This window comes from Amycolatopsis sp. GA6-003 (assembly GCF_046267895.1).
Classification (GTDB): domain Bacteria; phylum Actinomycetota; class Actinomycetes; order Mycobacteriales; family Pseudonocardiaceae; genus Amycolatopsis.
The window spans coordinates 6,030,450-6,049,974 of the sequence record NZ_CP176499.1; the positions used below are offsets into that span (position 1 = coordinate 6,030,450).

The window sequence follows — 19,525 nt, forward strand, 5'->3', positions numbered from 1 at the left end:
ATGCGGTTGCTGATCGTGGAGGACGAGCTGGAGTTCGCCGAAACCCTTCGCCGCGGCCTGGTCGCCGAGGGATTCACGGTGAACGTGGCGCACACCGGCCGGGACGGGCTCTGGTCGGCGATGGAGCACGATTACGACGCCGTGGTGCTCGACATCATGCTGCCTGAGCTTTCCGGCTATGAAGTGCTGAAACGCTTGCGGGCAGCGGAGAATTGGACGCCGGTGCTGATGCTCACGGCGAAGGACGGCGAATACGACGAGGCGGACGCATTCGATCTCGGTGCCGATGACTACTTGTCGAAACCGTTCTCGTTTGTCGTTTTGCTGGCTCGGCTGCGGGCGTTGCTTCGCCGTGGCGCACCGGCTCGTCCGGCCGTGCTGACCGCTGGCGACCTGCGGCTTGACCCGGCCGCACGCACTGTCCACCGGGGCGAGACGCGGATCGAGCTGACTGCCCGCGAATTCGGGTTGCTCGAGTTTCTGCTGCGGCGCCAGGGGGCGGCGTTGACGAAGAACGAGATTCTCGGCCACGTGTGGGACGCGCATTACGAGGGGGACGAGAACGTGGTCGAGGTTTATGTCGGGTATTTGCGCCGGAAGATCGACGCGCCGTTTGGAACGCGGACGATCGAGACGGTGCGCGGGGTGGGATATCGGCTCGTCGGATGAGCGGACATATCGTTTTGCTCAATGGCACGTCCAGCTCCGGCAAGTCGAGTATCGCGGCGGAACTGCTGGAGTTGCTGCCGGGTCCGTATTTCTCCCTATCGCGGGACGCGGTCAACAGCATGCGCTCGCGGACCCAGACGCCTGAATTTGGCACGCGTGAGTTCGACGAGGTTTTCGACCGGACTGTGCGCGGCTACCACCGAATGCTGGCCGGGCTCGCGGCGGCGGGCAACGGCGTGATCGCCGACCACGTGCTCCGGCCGCATTGGCTCGCCGACTGCCTGGAAGTGCTTGCGGAGCAGGAAGTTACGTTCGTGGGCGTGCACTGCCCGCTGCCAGAGTTGCGACGGCGCGAGCAGGAGCGAGGCGATCGTCCCGCCGGGCTAGCGGAACGCCAATATCCAATTGTGCACGCCCATGGCGATTATGACCTCGAATGCGACACGTCAGTGCACAGTCCCCGGGAATGCGCACAACTCATCGCGGATTTCCTCGCAAAACCCGGGCGCTCCCAAGCCTTCCGCCGATTAAGCCAGTGAAATCCCCGCGACCGCCCGCACCACGGCAGTGCACCGGTCCTCGACATACTCCAACCCGCCCTCGGAAGCGATCCGCCGCGCCTCCGCCGACACGATCCCCTGCTGCAGCCACAACGCCTTCGCCCCGATCGTCACCGCAGAGCGCGCGATGTCGGGCGCTTCCCCGGCTGGACGGAAGACGTCGACCAGGTCCACCGGCTCCGGAATCTCCTCCAGCGACCGGTACACCTTCTCCCCGAGCAGTTCAGTCGCCGACGGGTGCACCGGGATGATCCGGAAACCGTGCGCCTGCAGCGAAGCCGGTACGCCGTGTGCGGCCTTGCCGGGGTCGCGGCTCAAGCCGACGACAGCGATCGTGCGCGCGCTGGCGAGGATCTCTTCAGGCTTCATACCCAGATTCAACAGCCCAACCCAGTCAAGGATTCCGCGAAGTCACAGCCGCCACAACCGCAGGCCACGCACGCGGTACACCGGCCACAGCACGTGCCACGGCGACCGCCGCAGGAACGCGGAGCTGCACACCAGAACATTGCGCGCGACCGTGGACGCGACTTCGGGCCGGTCCGGCCAGGCTTCGCCGCGGGCGCCGAGCGCTAGCCGAAAGACGGTCAGCAACCCGCGTCCCTGCAGGTCATAACGGGCTCCAGTGTCGCCCGCGTCCGGAAGAAGGCGGGCGATTTCCTCGCGAAAAGCACCAGCGACCGGCGCACCCGCCGGCACATCAGCGACACTGTCCGCAATCGCGCGGCCATGCAGCCGACGCGCGAATCGCGTGAGCAACCGTCGCTCCCACCACGGCAGCAACCGGCGATGAGCCAGCAGTGCGGCACACTCGCCGTGCCCGAGGGCGAAAACCTCGGCGAGATCGTCGTACCGGCTGATCGCGGTCGGTTCCGCCAGGTGCAACCGCACCTCGTAGCGGACCCGCGCGATCAGTTCGTCGATCGCTTCCCGCCGGTCGAGCCGTGCTTTCCGCCGCGAAGCCGCCCAGTCGCCCATGAGCACCCACTCTGATCCCGGGGGCGCGCCGAGTCCAGGGGTTCAGCCGATCTTCGAGCCGTACATCTCGCCGAGGTCGTCCGCGATCAGCTCGATCCGGGCGCCGTCCGGGTCGGCGAAGTAGATCGACGTGCCGCTTTCTTCCTGGTACCGCACGCCGGCGGCGTCGAGCCGGGCACGCGCGTCCGCCCAGGCTTCCGGGGTGAGCGACAGAGCCAGGTGGTGCAGGCCGCCGAGCACCTCCGCGTACGGGCCGAGGCCGAGGCCGGGCAGGTCGAAGAACGCGACCGCGTTGCCGTTGCCGACGTCGAAGAAGAAGTGGCTCGACCCCGGGTAGTCGCGGTTTTCGATCAGCTCGGTGAGCGGGAAGCCGAGAATGTCCTGGTAAAACGTGATCGTCCGCTCGACGTCGCTGGACAGCAGCGCGGTGTGGTGGATGCCGCGGCCGACCGTCGCCGGACGTTCCGCCGCGGGGCGCAGGTGCTTCTCCCGCAACCGGTCGCGGGTCTGCGCGAGCTGGGCGACTTCGGTCTCGGTGGGTGCCATCTCGGGTCACGTCCTCTCTGGGAGCCAACATGAGATACGGTACGCCGACAAACTCTCGCGCGCAAGAGATTAGCGAGCGAGAGAAATGGCTCGTACCGCTGAATGGAACGGACAGGTTGGCGCACGCGGCGCGGTCAGGCAGAGTTCGGCCCGTGGAACCCGCTGAGCTGCAGGACGCCGTCGCGCTGCTGACGAGCGCGTACGAGCGCCACGAGCCGATCGATCCGCTCGTGAAGACCTTCCCCGACGCGACCATCGAAGACGCCTACCGCGTGCAGCAGGAGCAAGTCCGCGCGTGGGTGGCCGCCGGCGACGTGGTGCGCGGCCACAAGGTCGGCCTCGCCTCCGCGGCGATGCAGCGCCAGATGGGCGTGGACCAGCCCGACTTCGGGCACCTGACCGGCTCGATGTTCCTGCTCGAACACCAGCCGATCCCGACGACGCGGTTCCTGCAGCCGCGCATCGAACCGGAGATCGCGTTCGTGCTCGGCGCGCCGCTGCGCGGTCCGGGCGTGACCGTCGCCGACGCCGTCCGCGCGGTCGACTTCGTGCTGCCGTCGCTGGAGATCGTCGATTCCCGGGTCCGCGACTGGAAAATCTCGATCTTCGACACCGTCGCGGACAACGCGTCGTCCGGCGGCGTCATCCTGGGCAGCAGCCCGACCCGCCTGCGCGACGTCGACCTGCGGCTCGCCGGGTGCACGCTGCACGTCAACGGACAGCTCGCGGCCACCGGCGCGGGCGGCGCGGTGCTGGGTTCGCCGATCAACGCCCTGGTGTGGCTGGCCAACACGGTCGGCCCGCTGGGTGTGACGCTGGAGCCCGGCCACGTCGTCCTGCCCGGTTCGATGACCGCCGCGCAGACCGTCCGCCCCGGCGACACCGTCGTGGCGACCATGGCCGGCCTGGGCAGTGTGACCGCGGTGTTCGCGCCGGAGGAGGACAAGTGACCGCCGATATCACTGCCGCAGCGCAGGAATTGCTCAACCGGACCGAAGAAAGCGCGCAGCTCACCGACACCTGGCCGGACCTCGATCTCGCCACCGCGTACGCGATCCAGGACGAAGCCCTGCGGCTGCGTCAGGAACGCGGCGAGACGCTGATCGGGGTGAAGCTCGGGCTCACGTCGCGCGCGAAGCAGCAGCGGATGGGCGTCGAAGAACCTCTGCTCGCGTGGCTGACCGACGCGATGGTGCTGCCCGCCGGCGCACCGACGCCGCGGCTCATCCACCCGCGTGCGGAGCCGGAGCTGGTGTTCGTGCTAGGCGAGCGGCTCGCTGGTCCGGGCGTCACCGCGGCTACCGCTCTCGCCGCGGTTTCCCAGGTGTACGGCGGAATCGAGATCATCGACAGCCGCTACCGCGACTACCGGTTCACGTTGCCGGACGTCGTCGCGGACAACGGTTCGTCGGCATTGTTCGGGCTCGGCTCGGTCGGCCGCCCACCGTCCTCTTTGGACTTGTCGCTCGAGGCCGCACTGCTCGAAGTGGACGGTCAGATCGTCGACACCGCGACCGGTGCGGCCGTGCAGGGGCATCCGGCCGAGGCGTTGGCGCTGGCGGCGAATTCCCTGGCCGCACGCGGATTGGCGCTGGAACCGGGCTGGCTCGTGCTGACCGGCGGGATGACCGACGCCGTCGAACTGCGCCCCGGCTCCCGCGTCGCGGCGCACTTCTCGAACCTGGGCTCGGTGACGATCAGCGGGTAGCGAGCCGTGTGATCCCGGCGATCACGCGCGGCCACACTTCGCGCGGCAGGTCGTGTCCCATGCCGGGGATGAGGTCGAGGTCGGCGCCCAGCGCGCGGGCCGTCGCGCGGCCGCCGGACACGTGCACGAGCGGGTCGGCCGTCCCGTGAATCACCAGGGACGGCACGGAAAGCCGGCGCAGGTCGGCGGTCCGGTCGCGCGAGGACAGGATCGCGGCGAGCTGGCGGAACACGCCCGCCGGGTTGAGGCCGCGGTCGTACGTGCGTTCCGCGCGCTGGCGGAAATGGTCCTCGTCGAACTGGTACTCGCGCGAGCCGATCAGCCTCGACGTGCGCACCAGCTGCGTCACGTAGTCCTCGCGCGTGCGCGGCCCCGGGGCCAGCATCGCGAGCGCGGCCCGCGGGCTGGGCAGGCCGACGTGCCGCGCGCCGGTGGTCGACATGATCGAGGTCAGCGTCCGCACGCGCCGCGGCTGCCGGATCGCGAATTCCTGCGCGATCATCCCGCCCATCGAGGTGCCGACGACGTGCGCGCTTTCGATGCCGAGCGCGTCGAGCAGTTTGCCCGCGTCGTCGGCCAGGTCGCCGAGCGAATACGGCGCGGACCGCAGGAAGTACGCGAGCGGCAGGCTGGCCCGGCCGGTCCACCACTGCGAGCGCCCGACGTCGCGGTTGTCGAACCGGTGTACGTGGAAACCGGCCTCGGCGAGCTGGGTGCAGAACTCGTCGTCCCACCAGATCATCGGCGCGGCCAGGCCCATCACCAGCAGCAGCGGCGGTGCGGACGGATCGCCGAACGATTCGTGGCACAGGGTGATGCCGTCGGCCTCGATGGTCTGCTCGGTCATGGCTCCAGTTTCGCGCACGGCTTGGCCGGTCGCCGCCGTCCGGGTACGCTCCCGCTAGAGCGATCTATCAAATCGCAAGGGGGCGAGCGGCATGGACGTTCTGCGCGAGAAGGGGCTCGGCCCGCTGCGGGCGATCCTGGTGTTCACCCTGGTCAGCACGGTTCTGCACTACACCCACAACGTCGTGCGCGCGGCGGACTACCCGCAGGTCCCCGGCATCAGCGTGCTGGCCACCCAGATCGTGGTGGCGGTGAGCTGGGTCGTTTTCACCGGGTTCGGCGCGCTCGGCTATCGCGCCTACGTCCGCGGCCAGTACTGGCGTTCGCTGGCGTTTCTGCTGGTCTACTCGCTGTCCGGGCTGGCGAGCGCGGCGCATTTCCTCGTCGGCGTGCCGCGGGTCCCGGCGTTCTGGTTCTCGACGATCTTCACCGACACGTTCGCGTCGCTCGCGCTGTGGGTATTCGTGTGCTGGGCGGCGATGCGGCTCAACCGGGTGAGCGTCGCGAGGCAAATGTCTACACAACATTGACGTAAGTTGAAACGATGTAGACAATCGAGGACGTGACCACCACCACACCTGTCACGTTCGAGCGGCATCCGGACACTTACCGGCACTGGCGGCTGACCGTCGACGGCGAGGTCGCCTGGCTGGAGATGGACGTCGACGAACACGGCGGCCTCGCGCCCGGCTACGAGCTGAAGCTCAACTCCTACGACCTCGGCGTCGACATCGAGTTCTACGACGCCACGCAGCGGCTGCGGTTCGAGTATCCGCAGGTGCGCGCGGTGATCGTGACGAGTGCCAAGGACAAGGTGTTCTGCGCCGGGGCCAACATCCGGATGCTCGCCGCGTCGTCGCACGAGTGGAAGGTGAACTTCTGCAAGTTCACCAACGAGACCCGCAACGGCATCGAGGACGCCACCGCCTCCTCCGGCCAGATCTACCTCGCGGCGGTGAACGGCAGCTGCGCCGGCGGGGGCTACGAAATCGCGCTGGCCTGCGAAAAGATTCTGCTGGTCGACGACAACTCGTCCACTGTCGCGTTGCCCGAGGTGCCGTTGCTCGGCGTGCTGCCCGGTACCGGCGGGCTCACTCGGGTGGTCGACAAACGGCGCGTCCGGCGGGATCTCGCGGACGTCTTCGCGACGCGGCCGGACGGCGTCAAGGGCCGGACCGCGGTCGACTGGCGGCTGGTGGACGAGCTGGTGCCGCGCGTCGGATTCCGCGAGAAGGTGCTGTCACGGGCGTACGAGCTGGCCGCGGAATCCGACCGGTTGCCCGCTGAGCAGGGGATCGAGCTGGCTCCGCTGGAGCCGTCGGTGACCGAGGACGGAATCGAGTACCGGCACGTTCGCGTCGAGTACGACCGGCCGAATTCCCTGGTCACGCTCACCGTGCTCGGTCCGGAGGGCGAACCTCAGCTCGACGGCTGGTTGCTGCGACTGACCCGCGAACTGGACGACGCGATCCTGCGGCTGCGCACGAACGAACCGGAACTCGGCACCTGGGTGTTGCGCACCGAGGGCGATCCGGAGCAGGTGCTCGCGCACGAGGAGGTCGTGCTCAGCGGGAAAGACTGGCTGAGCAACGAAATCCTGCACTACTACAAGCGCACGCTGAAGCGGCTGGACGTCACCAGCCGCACCCTGATCGCGCTGATCGAACCGGGCAGCTGCTTCGCGGGCAGCCTGCTCGAACTGGCCTTCGCGGCGGACCGGCAATACCTGCTCGACGGGCCGCCGATCGACGACGAGGATTCGCCGGAACGCGCGTCGATCACCTTGTCCGAAGCCAATTTCGGCGTGTTCCCGATGGGCAACGGGCTGTCCCGGCTCCAGTCGCGCTTCTACGGCGACGACGACCACCTGGCGTGGCTGGCCCGCGAACGCGACCGCCGGTTGAGCGCCGCCGAAGCCGTCGAACTCGGCCTGGTCACCGACGCCCCGGACGACCTCGACTGGGAGGACGAGATCCGGATCGCGCTGGAAGGCCGGGCGTCGCTGTCGCCGGACGCGCTCACCGGGATGGAGGCGAACCACCGGTTCGTCGGCCCGGAAACGATCGAAACCAAGATCTTCGGGCGGCTGACCGCCTGGCAGAACTGGATCTTCACCCGACCGAACGCCTCCGGTCCCGACGGCGCGCTGCGTCGGTACGGCACCGGGCAGAAGGCGGTCTTCGACAGGAAGCGGGTCTGAACCGATGCCCGAAAAGATCGACTACGACGCGAAAATCCCGAACAACGTCCAGCTCGCCGACGACCGCAGGCTGCAGCGCGCGCTGGAGGGCTGGCAGCCGAAATTCATGAACTGGTGGGGCGAGATGGGTCCCACGCTGGAGACCGAGGGCGTCTACCTGCGCACCGCGGTGAGCGTCGGCCGCGACGGCTGGGCGCATTTCGACCACGTCAACGTGCCGGACTACCGGTGGGGGATTTTCCTCGCCGAGCGGGAACCGGACCGGCGGATCGCGTTCGGCGAGCACGCGGGCGAACCGGTGTGGCAGCAGGTGCCCGGCGAATACCGTGCCGACCTGCAGCGGCTGATCGTGATCCAGGGCGACACCGAACCGGCGTCGGTCGAACAGCAGCGACTGCTCGGGCTCACCGCGCCTTCGCTGTACGACCTGCGGAATCTCTTCCAGGTGAACGTGGAAGAGGGACGGCACCTGTGGGCGATGGTGTACCTGCTGCACGCGTACTTCGGCCGCGAAGGCCGGGACGAGGCCGAGGGGCTGCTGCTGCGCAACTCCGGCAGCCCGGACGCACCGCGCATTCTCGGCGCGTTCAACGAGGAAACGGCCGACTGGCTCGCGTTCTACATGTTCACGTACTTCACCGACCGCGATGGGAAATACCAGCTCGGCACGTTGAAGGAAAGCTCGTTCGACCCGCTGTCGCGCACCTGCGAGTTCATGCTCAAGGAAGAGGCGCACCACATGATGGTGGGCACCACCGGCGTCGACCGGGTGGTGCAGCGCAGCGCCGAACTCATCCGCGAGCACGACACGTACGACATCGCGTCGCACGGCGGGATCCCGCTGGACGTGATACAGCGGTACCTGAACTTCCACTACACGGTGTCGCTCGACCTGTTCGGCAGTGAAACGTCGACGAACGCGGCGAACTACTACACCGCCGGGCTCAAGGGCCGCTGGCAGGAGACGCGGCGCAAGGACGACCACAAACTCACCGAGGACAGCCGCGTGCTGGAACGCCCGCGCGCCGACGGGACCTGGACGTCCGAGGAGATGCAGGCCATCCTGCTGCTGAACCTCGACCTGCGCGGCGAGTACACCGCGGACTGCCAGACCGGGGTCAACCGGTGGAACAAGATCCTCGCCGACGCCGGCATCGACTTCCGGTTCGCGTTGCCGCACCCTGGTTTCAACCGCGAGGTGGGCATAAACTCCGGCCACCACATCACTCCGGACGGCAGCATCGTCGACGAGGCGACGTGGGAGGCAGCGCGGCACAAGTGGCTGCCGACGGCCGAGGACCTGACGTTCGTCCGGTCGCTCATGCACCCGGTGTACGAGCGCGGGAAGATCGCCAGCTGGGTCGCGCCGCCGAGGCAGGGCATCAACGGCAAACCTTTCGACTACGAGTACGTGTACCTCACCTGAGGGGGCACCGATGACGGTTCCCGCGAACTTCAACGCCGCGGAGTACCTGCTGCGCCGCGGCCGTCCGGACGCGCTCGCGGTCGTCTCGCCGCGGCGCACGCTCAGCTACGGAGAACTCGCCGCCGAGACCCATCGGGTCGCTTCCGGACTGCGCGCGCTCGGCGTGCGTCCGGAGGAGCGGGTGATGTTCTGCATGGTCGACGACGTCGAACTGCTGAGCGGGATTCTCGGCGCGATGCTCGTCGGCGCGGTCGCGGTGCCGGTGTCCACTATGGTCACCGGGCTGGAACTGGGACAGGTGCTCGCCGATTCGCGGGCCCGGGTGCTGTGCGTGTCCGGGGAGTTTTCCGCGCAGGCGGCGGGCGCGCTGACCGGTGCGCCCGAGGTGACCGACGTGGTGCTCGACCGGGCGGATCCGGCGGAATTCCCCGCCGGAGTCCGGACGCATCGGTGGCCGCTGACCGCGACGGACGATGTCGTGGCCGCGCCGACGTGGGAGGATTCGCCCGCGTTGTGGCTGTACACCTCGGGTACGACCGGGAAGCCGAAGGGCGCGATGCACCGGCACGGGAGCATCCGCGCGGTGTGCTCGACTTATGCCTCGCAGGTGCTGGGTGTGTCCTCTTCGGACCGATTCTTGTCGGTGCCCAAATTGTTCTTTGCCTACGGGCTGGGAAATTCCGCGTTCTTTCCGCTCTCTTGTGGAGGGACGACGCTGCTGGAACCGGCGCGTCCGACGCCGGGAGTCATCGCCGCGCGGGCACGGGCGGACCGGCCGACGTTGTTCTTCGGCGTGCCGACCTTCTACGCGGCGCTGCTGGCCAGCGACGTGCCGGACGACTCGTTTTCCTCGGTGCGGTACGCGGTTTCGGCGGGGGAACCGTTGCCGTCGGCGCTGTTCACGCGGTTTCGCGACCGGTTCGGGGTGGAGATCCTGGACGGGATCGGGTCGACCGAGGCGTTGCACATCTTCCTGTCCAACCAGCCGGGCGCGGTGCGTCCGGGCAGCACCGGAGTGGCGGTGCCGGGGTACTCGGTGGAGATCCGGGACGAGCAGGGCGCGGTGATCTCGGAAGCGGGACGGCCTGGCGAACTGTTCGTGTCCGGTCCGTCGATCGCGACTGGGTACTGGGCGCGATACGAGACTACGAAACAGGTTTTCCAGGGCCAGTGGCTGCGGACCGGGGACAGTTACGTGCGCAACCCGGACGGGACCTATACGTGTCTCGGCCGGTTCGGCGACATGTTGAAGGCGGGCGGGATCTGGGTGTCTCCGTCCGAAGTGGAGGAACGACTGCTGCAGCATCCGGCGGTCGCCGAGGTGGCGGTGGTCGCCGCTCCGGACGAGGACGGATTGGACAAACCGGTGGCGTGCGTCGTCGCCGCGCCTTCGGCCACTGTGGACGCTGGCGAGCTGATCGAGTTCTGCCGCGAAGGCCTGGCGGCGTTCAAGCGACCGCGTGGGGTGGTGGAGATGGCCGAGCTGCCGAAAACCGCGACCGGAAAGATCCGGCGGAACGTGATCCGCGAAATGGTGCGCGAGTCGCTGCTCGTGCCGCAACCGCAATCGTGATCGACTGGCCGGCATGATCGACGAGCATTTCGTGGTGGACGCCCACGTGCACACCCCGCGCCTGCCCACGCTCAAACCCGCGTGGCTGGACTGGGCACGCGACTTCGCCGGCGACTACCCGTGGCGCACGGTGTACGACGCGGACGGCACGGTGATTCCCGCCGCGATGGACGACCTCATGGCGAGCGAGGGTGTCGACCGGGTGCTGTTGTTTTGCGAATATAGCCCGCGGGCTACCGGTATCCAGGCGATTGAAGACAATATTCCGTTGGTCGCCTACAATCCGGAGCGGTTCCGCTTGGTGGCCAACGTGAACCCGCATTTGCACCATCCGCTGGCCGCCGAGGTGGAACGTCAGCTCGCACTGGGTGCGGTGGCGTTGAAGATCCACCCGGTGCACGGCGCGTTTTCCCCGGCGGACAAGGAGTTGTATCCGGTTTACGCGTTGTGCGCTGAACGCGGGATTCCGGTGATCCTCCACTCTGGACTGTCAGTGTTCCCGGGTTCCCGTGCCAGCTATGGGGATCCTTCGCTGCTGTCCGATGTGGTCGAAGACTTCCCGGCGGTGAACTTCGTGTTCGCGCACGGCGGGCGGGGCTGGTGGTACGACGTGGCGGCGTTCATGGCCCAGGCGAGGCCGAACGTGTGGCTCGACCTCGCCGGACTCCCGCCGAAGAAACTGCCGGAGTATTACGCGCGCTTCGATCTGGTGCGGTTGGCTAAGAAATGGATCTTCGGTACTGACTGGCCTGGGGTGCCGGGAACCGCCGTGAATGTCCGTGCGGTCGCTGACTTGGGTTTGCCCGCTGATGTGCTGGACGGAGTTCTGTCCGGCAACGCCTTACGGCTGATGCCCGGCTTGCGCTGAGCTACTTCCGCCAGAACAGGTGGTGGACAACGCCGCTGGGGCTGGGAATTTTCTCCAGGTGATAGCGGCCGGTCAGTTCTTCCGGACTTTCCCAAAGCCGTTCCCCCGCACCGAGTTCGACCGGCGCGACGGCGATGTGCAGCGTGTCGATGAGCCCGGCTTCGAGGAATTGGCGCACCGTGTTGACGCCGCCGCCGATGCGGACGTCCTTGTCGCCGGCGGCTTTCTTCGCCTGGGCGAGCGCTTCCTCCGGGGTCGTGTCGAGGAAGTGGAAAGTGGTCTGGCCCAAGGTGAGCGAAGGACGCACGTGGTGGGTGAGCACGAAGACCGGTGCGCGGAACGGGGGTTCGTCGCCCCACCAGCCCTGCCAGGCGTAGTTCTCCCAGGGGCCGCGATACGGGCCGAACTTGTTGCGTCCCATGATTTCCGCGCCGACGTCGCCTCGGTGCATGTCGCGGGTGAAGTAGTCGTCGAGCCCGCGGGTGCCGTCCGGTTCGCTGCGCATCGGCCAGCTGGCGGTGGCCCCGGCCCAGGCGAAGAGCGGCCCGGGGTCGGGATGACCGAACGGCTGCTCGAGGGTCTGCTCCGGACCGGCGCCGTAGCCGTCGGCGGAAACGTTGAAGCACTGGACGCGCACCAGCATCGCTACTCCCTGCTTGTCTTTTGCAAGCACTATGTCGGAGGTGATGGTAAAGTGCAAGTGGTTTAAAGGAGGTATGCGATGCCGGACGGCCCCCGCTCGGGATGCCCGATCAACGCCGCGATCGAGGTCGTCGGCGACCGCTGGAGCCTGTTGGTGCTGCGCGACGTGATGTTCGGCGACCGGCGGCATTTCCGGCAATTGCAGTCGCAGTCGGAGGAAGGAATCGCGTCGAATATCCTCGCCGACCGATTGCGCACCCTGGTAGAAGCGGGATTGCTGACGCGCGATTCGGCCGGCCGCGGCCAGCGCGCGACTTACAGTTTGACGGAAGCCGCGATTCAGCTGGTGCCGGTTTTGGCGCAGCTGGCGAGCTGGGGTTTGCGACATCGCCCGACTACGCCGGAATTGCGGGTGCGGGCGGAACTTTTGGAGGCTGGCGGACCGCCGCTGTGGGAGGAATTCATGGCGGAATTGCGGGAGCGGCACCTGGGAATCCCCCGGCCGAACGCGGACGGCCCGACCGCCACTGAACGCCTGGCGGCGGCTTATGCGGAGGCTGTTGCCCGGGGTTGAGGCGGCTTTGACACCTTGGTGCATGAGTCGATTTGTCGACCTGCGGATCTTTATCCGTGTGCCCGAGGCGCTAGCCCGCCCCTGGATACATCCGGCCGAAGTTGATCACTCGATTCGGCATTAGACCTGCTGAAACGGATCCGCCGAGAGGTCCGGCCCGTCAGCCTTCCCGACCGAGGAAGGGAGCCGGGAATGCAGGACGAGGACCAAGTGCGCTGTTTGTCGGCGAGGATGAATCGAATAGTCGGCGCGAACCCAGGCTTTCGCGCCGACGTCGACGACGCGTGCCAAGCGGCCTGGCTGGAATTGCTCAGCCGCCCGCCGAACCTGCAGGACCCGAACGGCCTGGCCGGCTGGCTGACGACCGTCGCGCGACGGCAAGCGCTCCGAGCCGCCGAAAAACGCGCGCGGGTGCAGCCGGTCGAGGATGCGCAGCTGGAGACGCACGAGCTGGCGGAGTCGCCCGAGGAGAAGGCCTTGGCCAGCGAACGAGCAGCCGCGTTGTGGCGAGCGGTGGAGAAGTTCCCGGAGCGCCACCGCCGGATGATGCTCCTGCTGGCGCACTATCCGGAGCTCCGCCACGACCAGCTGGCCGCGGAGCTGGGCATCTCCCCGTCGAGCGTGAGCCGAATCCGACAACGCTGCCTGACGGTACTGCGACGCCGACTGGAGGCGGAGGGCTTCAGTTATCCATGACAGAGCTGCGCGGCCTTGCGGACGGCTGGTTCGCGCCGGTCGCGGATTGCCGGGCGCAGCGGTTGGCCGGTCGAGGATTGGTGGGTCCGGCACTTGCCGGTCGCGGACTGCTTGGTGCGGCATTCGCCCGGTCGGGGATTGGCGGGTCCGGCACTTGCCGGTCTCCGTTGCCCGCCCGGTGCCCGGTCGCCGGTCTCCGCTACCCGGTGCGGCACTGCCCGGCACTCGGTCTCCGTTGCCCGGTCCGGCACCGCCCGGTGCCCGGTCGCCGGTCTCCGTTGCCGGGTGCGACACCGCCCGGTCGCCGTCTCCGGTGCCCGGTGCGGCACTGCCCGGTGCCCAGTCGCCGGTCGCCCGGTCCGGCACTGTCCCGCCGATTGCTCGGTGCAGCATTTGCCCGGTTGCGGGTTGCGGAGTCCGGCACTTGCTGGTTGCCGTCGTCCAGTGCGGCTTGCCCGGTTCCGATCGCCCGGTCCGGCACTCGCCGGTCGCCATTCGTCCGATCCGGCACTGTCCAGTCGCCGATTGCCAGGTGCGGCATTTGCTCGGTCGCGGGTCGCCGCGTCCAGCACCTGCCGGTCGCCGTTGTCCAGCGCGGCACTGCTCGCCCGCCGATTCCCCGGTGCGACGCAGCCCACTCGCGGACTGCCCGGTCAGGCACTTGCCCGATGGCCTGCCGGACGGCCGCCGCAGCCCAGTTGACCTGCGCTTTCCGCGTCTGTCCACAACTTCCCTAGCCTGTGGGCAACCAGGCCAGCACACCCTCGCCGGTCGGCCCGCCCCGATAGACTGGGCTGGGGCAGCCCCCAGGGAAGGGCGGGGCTGTGCCGGCGGGGCTGTGCCGGCGGGGCTGTGCCGGCGGGGCTGTGCCGGCGGGGCTGTGCCGGCGGGGCTGTGCCGGCGGGGCTGTGCCGGCGGGGCTGTGCCGGCGGGGCTGTGCCGGCGGGGCTGTGCCGGCGGGGCTGTGCCGGCGGGGCTGTGCCGGCGGGGCTGTGCCGGGCCGCAGCATCCGGAAGCTCACCCGTCGGAAGCTCGCCATCGGAACGGCCCCGCGGCCGGAAGCTCGCCGCCAGAACGGCCCCGCGGCCGGACCGCGCCCCCGCCACCCGAGAAAACGCACGACACTCGAAGCCCCACATCCGCAAAGCCCCGCCACTAAGAAGCCTTGCCGCCAAAAAACCCGAAGCACCCGCAACCCCGAAATCAGCCGTTCACCGACCGAAGCGTCCGCATGGCCTCCGCCAACCCCTCCGCATCCGGCCCCAGCGGTGTGAGCACAATCCGCCGCAGGATTTCCGCACAAGCGGCTCTCGCCTTGAGCGCTACCTCCAGTCCGTGTTCCGTCAGGGCGGCGAACGTGACCCGGCGGTCTTCCGGGCTCGGGATTCTGCAGATCAAATCCGCGGCGACCAGTCGGTCCGCCACCTTGGTGAAACCGCCGCTCGACAGGGCGGCTTCGGTTGCCAGGCGGGTCATCGGCATCCGGTGTTCGGGCGATCGCACCAGGCGCAGCAGGATGTCGAACGACGCGGGAGCCAGGCCGAAGCGGGCGGAGATTTCTCCCATCAGCGCGTTCTGCGTGGCCAGATAGCCCTCGATCACGAGGCCCCACCACGTCACGATCTCGTCGTCGTCCGTTTGCGGATCCGGGGTCATCTGCCCGAGTCTACCCGAATACATCTTGCGCGCGAGAAGTTACCGGGGCAACGACAAAGCAGCTCGCTAGGGTCGAGGACATGACCGATCTCACCCGCGCGCAAGACCTGCTCGCTGCCACGATTCTCGCCGACGGACACAACGATCTGCCCTGGGCGCTCCGCGACAAGGCTGGTCCCAATCCGGTCGAGGCGGTGGCTGGCGTGGATCTCACGGTGCCGCAGCCGGGGCTGCACACCGATTTTCCCAAACTCGCCGAAGGCAAACTGGGTCTGCAGTTCTGGTCGGTGTACGTACCGTGCCAGTTCGAGGGCCACAGTGCGGTCACTGCGGTCCTGGAGCAAATCGAGGTGGTTTACCAGCTCGCCGAGCGCTACCCCGAGCGGCTGCGGCTGGTGACGACGGCCGACGAGGCCGAGGCGGCGTTCGCGGACGGGCGGATCGCGTCGTTGCTCGGGGCCGAGGGCGGGCACAGCATCGCGGAATCCCTTGGCGTGCTGAGGATTCTGCGCCGGCTCGGCGTCCGCTACATGACGCTCACGCACAATTTCAACACCACCTGGGCGGATTCCGGAACCGACAAACCCGAGCACGACGGGCTCACCGAATTCGGTCGTGAGGTCGTGCGCGAGATGAACCGGATCGGAATGCTGGTCGACCTTTCGCACGTCGCGCCGAGCACGATGCGGGCCGCGATAGAGGTCTCCAGTGCGCCGGTGATCTTCAGCCACTCGTCGTGCCGCGCGGTCAACGACCATCCGCGCAACATTCCCGACGACGTCCTCGCCAAGCTGCCCGGCAACGGGGGCGTCGCGATGATCACCTTCGTTCCCGCTTTCATCTCCGCCGCGGTCACCGAGTGGGACAACCAGCTCGAAGCCGCGATGACGGCCGCCGGGAAGGAGTTTCTCAACCTCGGCGAGCGCGGCCGGTTCGCCGAGACCTGGGACGGGCCGCCCAAGCCGAAGGCGACCGTCGAGGACGTCGTCGCGCACATCGAGCACGCGCGCGAGGTCGCCGGGATCGACCACATCGGGCTCGGCGGCGACTACGACGGCGTCGGCGCTCTGCCGGAAGGGCTTGAGGACACCTCGAAGTACCCGGTGCTCATCGCCGCGCTGATGGAACGCGGCTGGAGCGACGAGGACTGCGCGAAACTCGCCGGCCGCAACACGCTGCGAGTGCTGCGCGAGGTCGACGGCAAGCGCTGAATTAGCGCATCACGGCGAGTGGGCGGACAATCACGATATGTCCCACGCGCGAAACGACGGCCCCGAAGGGGTCGCGAAATCGGAAATCCCCGAGGCGTCGGGCACCGAGGTGCCCGGCGCGCTCGACCCCGCCGCCCCCGGCACCGCGCCGGGAGCCGGACCGCGGCCGTCCGCCGCGAAACCCGCCGGCCGCAAGGGCAAGGTGAAGTCCACCCGGATCAGCGGCACCTGGATCGCCGTGATCGTGGCGATCGTCGTGCTGGCGTTCCTGCTGGTGTTCATCCTGCAGAACCTGGACACGGCGACCGTCCACTTCCTCGGCGCGTCCGGCAGCATGCCGCTCGCGGTGGCGATGCTCTTCGCCGCCATCGCGGGTGCGGCGCTGGTCGCGTTGATCGGCGGCGCCCGCATCCTCCAATTACGGAAGCAGGCCCGCCGGCGACGCTGACCGCGCCCGGCAGCGAGCCCCCAGGCTCAGCAGGATCTCGCACACCGCGGGATCCCCGCTGAGCCGCACTCGCGCGTCCGCCTCCGGCAGCATTCCGCTGCACCACCGCCAGAACGCGTCCGCGTCGGTCGCCAAAGCCGCGAGCGGAGCCCGCGACGTCGCCGCGCCCCGATCGATCGTCCAGCCCGCTCCGGTAGCCCGGAGCGTCCACCGCCCAGCCCCCTCCACCGAACACGCCACCTGACGGCCGGCCCGCGCGGGCACCTCTCGCACCAGCTGCGGCAGCGAGCGCAGAAACGTGTCCACCACCGGCGTCCGGAACTCCGGCTCGTCGAGCAACGGAGCGTCCACCGCCTCCCGGATCTGCTGCTGGAGCACCCACTGCTCCGCGTAGTCGCGAGCGACCGTCAGCCACAACGGCGTCGCGGTCGGCTCGTCCAGATCTCGGTGCTTCCACAGTTCGGTCAGCTGCGTAGTGCTGTCCACGAGCATCGCGAACAGCACCTCCGGCGAGAGCTGCCGGCAGGCCGATACCCAAGACGTCCCCTCCGCGAAATGGCCGTCCCGGTCGCGGGAGAGCCGCCGGAGCTTCCGGCCCAGGATGTCCGCGGTCAGGTCGTGCACTGTCCATTCGCCGGACGCGGGGAGCGCCCACTCCGGGGTCCGGAGGTCGGAGAGAACTCCGATCAGCGCCTGTTCCTCGCGGACGAGCAGCGGCAGCACGTCGATCGGCGGTCCCCACGGCGCGGTCATGCGCGTCATCCAACACCCACCGGCCGCGCATCACCGGGCTATTCGGCCTACTCGCAGGTAGCATCAGCGCGAACAGTGAGGGGAGCAGCCCGTGGACTACCAGCGACCGAACGGCCGGGGCACCGCCGAGGACGTGGCCAACCTGGCCCGCCGGGCAGGCCAGCTCGCCGGATGGGCGGCGCGCACCGGCTTCGACCTGACCCGCAAACTCCCCGGGATCGACACCGCCGAACGCGGCCTCAAGCAAGTCGAACGCGGGCTGCTGAGCGAACTGCGCCGCCGCCTCGACGAGGTCGACGACCCCTATCACGCGGCGCTGACCGCGGCGTCCGCGATGAACCGCCCCGACGTCGGCAGCCGCGCCGTCGAAACGACCGTGACGCTGGTGCCCGCCCGCGACCACGTCGAACCGCTGCGCGCGGCGATGGCCGAACTGCTCAACCACTCCATCGGCTTCGGCCGCGAGCGCGCCCGCGAATACCTGTACGCGATCATTCTCCGCCAGCTCACACCCGACGAGGCGCGCATCCTCTCCGCGCTGTCGGACGGCTCCCCGTTCCCCGCGGTCGACGTCGCCGAGCGCACCGCCATCGGCGGCACCGGCCGGATCGTGCTGCGCAACGCCTCGACGGTCGGCAAGGCGGCCGGGGTGTCGCTGCCGGACCAGGTGCCCGGCTACGTGACCCGGTTGATCGGCCTCGGCCTGGTCGAACTGGACGAGGAGGTGCCCTCGCTCGAGACGCAGTACGAGATCCTGCTGACCGACGAGTCGGTCCGCGAGGTGGAGAAGCAGGTGAAGCGGATCAAGATCATCCGCCGCACCATCCACGTCTCGCGGCTCGGCGCGCAGTTCTGGCAGGCCTGCGACCCGAGCCTGGGCTGACCCCGATGGGCGGATTCGTCTCGGGCGTCCTCGACGACTTCGTCCGGCACTGGCCGCTGTATGTCTCCATCCCGATCGTCGCCGCGCTGATCGGGTACGGCACGAAGCTGGTCGCGATCCGGATGATGTTCCAGCCGGTCGAGTTCATCGGCGTCAAACCGTTCTTCGGCTGGCAGGGCATCGTGCCCAAACGCGCCGCCCGGATGGCGAGCATCGCCTGCGACACGATGACCGAGCAGCTGATCAAACCGGCCGAGGTCGTCGCCCGCCTCGACGCCGACCGGATCGCCAAGGAAATCGAGAAACCGCTGCTCGCCGCGGTCGAGGACATCGTGCGCGAGGTGGCCGGGCACTATCAGCCGGGCCTGTGGGAATCGCTGCCGGTCGGCGTGCAGCGGCTGGTGATCCAGCGCGTGCAGGCCGAATCGCCGCACATGGTCAAGGCCGTGCTCGAACTCATCCAGTCCGATGTGGACAGTGTGTTCGACCTCAAGGGCATGGTGGTGACCAGCCTCGTCAAGGACAAACGGCTGCTCAACCGGATCTTCCAGGAGGCGGGTGCGGAGGAGTTCAAGTTCATCGCGCGCTCCGGCCTGGTGTTCGGCGGCCTGATCGGCGTGATCCAGATGGTCGCCTGGGTGCTGTTCAAATTCCCGCCGATCATGCCGCTGTTCGGCCTCTTCACCGGATGGTTCACCGACTGGCTCGCGCTGCGGATGATTTTCTACCCGCTGCAGCCGAAGAAATACTTCGGCGTCACCTGGCAGGGCCTGTTCCTCAAACGGCGCGCGGAGGTCGCCGAGGCCTACGGCGAGTTGATCGCGAAAGAAATCATCACGCCGCACAACGTCATCGAGGCGGTGCTGCGCGGCCCGCTTTCCGACCGCGTGCTGGCGCTCATTCAACGGCAGCTGGACCGCGAGCTGGGCCGGGCGGCGAACGTGGCGAAACCGTTGCTGGTCTTCGCCATCGGCAGCCGCCGCTACCAGGACATGAAACTCGCCATCTCCGAGCAGATCATGACCCGGCTGCCGGACACGATGCGCTACATCGAGGATTACGCCACCGACGCGATGGACATCCGGAACGTGCTGGTCGGCAAGATGAAGGAATTGTCGCCCGAGGAGTTCGAGCAGCTGCTGCGCCCGGCTTTCCAGCAGGACGAATGGATTCTCATCGCGACCGGCGCGCTGCTCGGATTCGCGGTCGGGGAGGCGCAGGTACTGGTTCTGGAGCATCTCGCCGCTTGATATCTCCCCTTGTGGAGGAGCGGGCTGGGCCGGGAGAC

The 19,525-nt window shown here is 68.3% G+C and carries 22 protein-coding genes; 15 read left to right on the plus strand and 7 right to left on the minus strand.

Annotation, left to right across the window (positions count from 1 at the left end; genetic code table 11):
- A complete protein-coding gene (locus F9C12_RS27315) occupies positions 1-669 on the plus strand; it encodes a response regulator transcription factor (RefSeq protein WP_037354559.1) in 669 nt (222 codons plus the stop codon).
- Entirely contained in the window at positions 666-1,208 is a 543-nt protein-coding gene (locus tag F9C12_RS27320; RefSeq protein WP_409462260.1) for a chloramphenicol phosphotransferase CPT family protein, read from the plus strand. The genes F9C12_RS27315 and F9C12_RS27320 overlap by 4 nt, the downstream gene beginning before the upstream one ends.
- Here F9C12_RS27320 and F9C12_RS27325 read toward each other — a convergent pair.
- Genes F9C12_RS27325 through F9C12_RS27335 form a run of 3 tightly spaced genes read right to left on the minus strand, consistent with a single transcriptional unit; the run spans position 1,197 to position 2,753 of the window.
- Positions 1,197-1,598 (minus strand): CoA-binding protein, encoded by a 402-nt coding sequence (locus F9C12_RS27325; RefSeq protein ID WP_409462261.1) that lies wholly within the window; start codon positions 1,596-1,598, stop codon positions 1,197-1,199. The two genes, F9C12_RS27320 and F9C12_RS27325, sit on opposite strands and share 12 nt — an antisense overlap.
- Before the next feature lie 42 nt (positions 1,599-1,640).
- A complete protein-coding gene (locus tag F9C12_RS27330; RefSeq protein WP_409462262.1) occupies positions 1,641-2,207 on the minus strand; it encodes a hypothetical protein in 567 nt (188 codons plus the stop codon).
- A gap of 42 nt (positions 2,208-2,249) precedes the next feature.
- A complete protein-coding gene (locus F9C12_RS27335) occupies positions 2,250-2,753 on the minus strand; it encodes a VOC family protein (protein WP_409462263.1) in 504 nt (167 codons plus the stop codon).
- 152 nt (positions 2,754-2,905) lie between these two features.
- On the opposite strand from F9C12_RS27335, the gene F9C12_RS27340 reads away from it, so the two are divergent.
- Positions 2,906-3,703 (plus strand): 2-keto-4-pentenoate hydratase, encoded by a 798-nt coding sequence (locus F9C12_RS27340; RefSeq protein WP_409184648.1) that lies wholly within the window; start codon positions 2,906-2,908, stop codon positions 3,701-3,703.
- Entirely contained in the window at positions 3,700-4,461 is a 762-nt protein-coding gene (locus F9C12_RS27345; protein WP_409462264.1) for a 2-keto-4-pentenoate hydratase, read from the plus strand. The genes F9C12_RS27340 and F9C12_RS27345 overlap by 4 nt, the downstream gene beginning before the upstream one ends.
- Here F9C12_RS27345 and F9C12_RS27350 read toward each other — a convergent pair.
- A complete protein-coding gene (locus F9C12_RS27350) occupies positions 4,451-5,308 on the minus strand; it encodes an alpha/beta fold hydrolase (RefSeq protein ID WP_409462265.1) in 858 nt (285 codons plus the stop codon). The genes F9C12_RS27345 and F9C12_RS27350 overlap by 11 nt on opposite strands.
- Before the next feature lie 91 nt (positions 5,309-5,399).
- Between F9C12_RS27350 and F9C12_RS27355 the strand changes: the two genes are divergently transcribed.
- Genes F9C12_RS27355 through F9C12_RS27375 form a run of 5 tightly spaced genes read left to right on the plus strand, consistent with a single transcriptional unit; the run spans position 5,400 to position 11,374 of the window.
- Positions 5,400-5,837, plus strand: a complete 438-nt coding sequence (locus F9C12_RS27355) for a hypothetical protein (RefSeq protein ID WP_409462266.1) — start codon at positions 5,400-5,402, stop codon at positions 5,835-5,837.
- Positions 5,838-5,869: 32 nt separating this feature from the next.
- Positions 5,870-7,507: a 2,3-epoxybenzoyl-CoA dihydrolase gene (gene boxC / locus F9C12_RS27360; RefSeq protein ID WP_409462267.1), complete on the plus strand. Its 1,638-nt coding sequence runs from the start codon at positions 5,870-5,872 to the stop codon at positions 7,505-7,507.
- Positions 7,508-7,511: 4 nt separating this feature from the next.
- Positions 7,512-8,933 carry a benzoyl-CoA 2,3-epoxidase subunit BoxB gene (gene boxB / locus F9C12_RS27365; RefSeq protein WP_409462268.1) on the plus strand — a complete coding sequence of 474 codons (1,422 nt, stop codon included), beginning with the start codon at positions 7,512-7,514 and terminating at the stop codon, positions 8,931-8,933.
- Between the two features lie 10 nt (positions 8,934-8,943).
- Positions 8,944-10,506, plus strand: a complete 1,563-nt coding sequence (locus tag F9C12_RS27370) for a benzoate-CoA ligase family protein (protein WP_409184654.1) — start codon at positions 8,944-8,946, stop codon at positions 10,504-10,506.
- Positions 10,507-10,519: 13 nt separating this feature from the next.
- A complete protein-coding gene (locus F9C12_RS27375; protein WP_409462269.1) occupies positions 10,520-11,374 on the plus strand; it encodes an amidohydrolase family protein in 855 nt (284 codons plus the stop codon).
- Between the two features lies 1 nt (position 11,375).
- Here the strand turns inward: F9C12_RS27375 and F9C12_RS27380 are convergent, their stop codons facing one another.
- Positions 11,376-12,017, minus strand: a complete 642-nt coding sequence (locus F9C12_RS27380; protein WP_409462270.1) for a dihydrofolate reductase family protein — start codon at positions 12,015-12,017, stop codon at positions 11,376-11,378.
- Between the two features lie 78 nt (positions 12,018-12,095).
- Here F9C12_RS27380 and F9C12_RS27385 point away from each other — a divergent pair, with 78 nt between their 5' ends.
- Both F9C12_RS27385 and F9C12_RS27390 read left to right on the plus strand, forming a co-directional pair.
- Complete coding sequence (locus F9C12_RS27385; RefSeq protein WP_409462271.1) at positions 12,096-12,590, plus strand: winged helix-turn-helix transcriptional regulator; 495 nt, start codon at positions 12,096-12,098, stop codon at positions 12,588-12,590.
- Positions 12,591-12,782: 192 nt separating this feature from the next.
- Positions 12,783-13,286 (plus strand): RNA polymerase sigma factor, encoded by a 504-nt coding sequence (locus F9C12_RS27390; protein ID WP_409184658.1) that lies wholly within the window; start codon positions 12,783-12,785, stop codon positions 13,284-13,286.
- A gap of 1,203 nt (positions 13,287-14,489) precedes the next feature.
- On the opposite strand, the gene F9C12_RS27395 is transcribed toward F9C12_RS27390, so the two are convergent.
- Positions 14,490-14,942 carry a MarR family winged helix-turn-helix transcriptional regulator gene (locus F9C12_RS27395; RefSeq protein WP_409184659.1) on the minus strand — a complete coding sequence of 151 codons (453 nt, stop codon included), beginning with the start codon at positions 14,940-14,942 and terminating at the stop codon, positions 14,490-14,492.
- A gap of 80 nt (positions 14,943-15,022) precedes the next feature.
- Between F9C12_RS27395 and F9C12_RS27400 the strand changes: the two genes are divergently transcribed.
- Both F9C12_RS27400 and F9C12_RS27405 read left to right on the plus strand, forming a co-directional pair.
- Positions 15,023-16,153, plus strand: a complete 1,131-nt coding sequence (locus F9C12_RS27400; RefSeq protein WP_409184660.1) for a dipeptidase — start codon at positions 15,023-15,025, stop codon at positions 16,151-16,153.
- Between the two features lie 37 nt (positions 16,154-16,190).
- The gene (locus tag F9C12_RS27405) at positions 16,191-16,601 is read left to right on the plus strand and encodes a lipopolysaccharide assembly LapA domain-containing protein (protein ID WP_409184661.1); all 411 of its coding nucleotides are present in this window, start codon (positions 16,191-16,193) and stop codon (positions 16,599-16,601) included.
- Here the strand turns inward: F9C12_RS27405 and F9C12_RS27410 are convergent.
- On the minus strand, positions 16,572-17,354 hold the full coding sequence (locus F9C12_RS27410) for a hypothetical protein (RefSeq protein WP_409184662.1): 783 nt from the start codon (positions 17,352-17,354) through the stop codon (positions 16,572-16,574). The two genes, F9C12_RS27405 and F9C12_RS27410, sit on opposite strands and share 30 nt — an antisense overlap.
- A gap of 91 nt (positions 17,355-17,445) precedes the next feature.
- Here F9C12_RS27410 and F9C12_RS27415 point away from each other — a divergent pair, with 91 nt between their 5' ends.
- Positions 17,446-18,237 (plus strand): Abi-alpha family protein, encoded by a 792-nt coding sequence (locus F9C12_RS27415; RefSeq protein ID WP_409462272.1) that lies wholly within the window; start codon positions 17,446-17,448, stop codon positions 18,235-18,237.
- A 5-nt stretch (positions 18,238-18,242) separates the two neighbouring features.
- Positions 18,243-19,487: a DUF445 domain-containing protein gene (locus tag F9C12_RS27420; RefSeq protein WP_409462273.1), complete on the plus strand. Its 1,245-nt coding sequence runs from the start codon at positions 18,243-18,245 to the stop codon at positions 19,485-19,487.
- The last annotated feature ends 38 nt before the right edge of the window (positions 19,488-19,525 follow it).

Coding starts and splice junctions, on each gene's coding strand:
- F9C12_RS27325 (WP_409462261.1), bottom strand. CDS start 1,598: ATGAAGCCTGAAGAGATCCTCGCCAGCGCGCGCACGATCGCTGTCGTC.
- F9C12_RS27385 (WP_409462271.1), top strand. CDS start 12,096: ATGCCGGACGGCCCCCGCTCGGGATGCCCGATCAACGCCGCGATCGAG.
- F9C12_RS27315 (WP_037354559.1), top strand. CDS start 1: ATGCGGTTGCTGATCGTGGAGGACGAGCTGGAGTTCGCCGAAACCCTT.
- F9C12_RS27400 (WP_409184660.1), top strand. CDS start 15,023: ATGACCGATCTCACCCGCGCGCAAGACCTGCTCGCTGCCACGATTCTC.
- F9C12_RS27380 (WP_409462270.1), bottom strand. CDS start 12,017: ATGCTGGTGCGCGTCCAGTGCTTCAACGTTTCCGCCGACGGCTACGGC.
- F9C12_RS27410 (WP_409184662.1), bottom strand. CDS start 17,354: ATGACCGCGCCGTGGGGACCGCCGATCGACGTGCTGCCGCTGCTCGTC.
- boxB (WP_409462268.1), top strand. CDS start 7,512: ATGCCCGAAAAGATCGACTACGACGCGAAAATCCCGAACAACGTCCAG.
- F9C12_RS27390 (WP_409184658.1), top strand. CDS start 12,783: ATGCAGGACGAGGACCAAGTGCGCTGTTTGTCGGCGAGGATGAATCGA.
- F9C12_RS27420 (WP_409462273.1), top strand. CDS start 18,243: ATGGGCGGATTCGTCTCGGGCGTCCTCGACGACTTCGTCCGGCACTGG.
- F9C12_RS27335 (WP_409462263.1), bottom strand. CDS start 2,753: ATGGCACCCACCGAGACCGAAGTCGCCCAGCTCGCGCAGACCCGCGAC.
- F9C12_RS27320 (WP_409462260.1), top strand. CDS start 666: ATGAGCGGACATATCGTTTTGCTCAATGGCACGTCCAGCTCCGGCAAG.
- F9C12_RS27395 (WP_409184659.1), bottom strand. CDS start 14,942: ATGACCCCGGATCCGCAAACGGACGACGACGAGATCGTGACGTGGTGG.
- F9C12_RS27370 (WP_409184654.1), top strand. CDS start 8,944: ATGACGGTTCCCGCGAACTTCAACGCCGCGGAGTACCTGCTGCGCCGC.
- F9C12_RS27355 (WP_409462266.1), top strand. CDS start 5,400: ATGGACGTTCTGCGCGAGAAGGGGCTCGGCCCGCTGCGGGCGATCCTG.
- F9C12_RS27330 (WP_409462262.1), bottom strand. CDS start 2,207: ATGGGCGACTGGGCGGCTTCGCGGCGGAAAGCACGGCTCGACCGGCGG.
- F9C12_RS27375 (WP_409462269.1), top strand. CDS start 10,520: ATGATCGACGAGCATTTCGTGGTGGACGCCCACGTGCACACCCCGCGC.
- F9C12_RS27405 (WP_409184661.1), top strand. CDS start 16,191: ATGTCCCACGCGCGAAACGACGGCCCCGAAGGGGTCGCGAAATCGGAA.
- F9C12_RS27350 (WP_409462265.1), bottom strand. CDS start 5,308: ATGACCGAGCAGACCATCGAGGCCGACGGCATCACCCTGTGCCACGAA.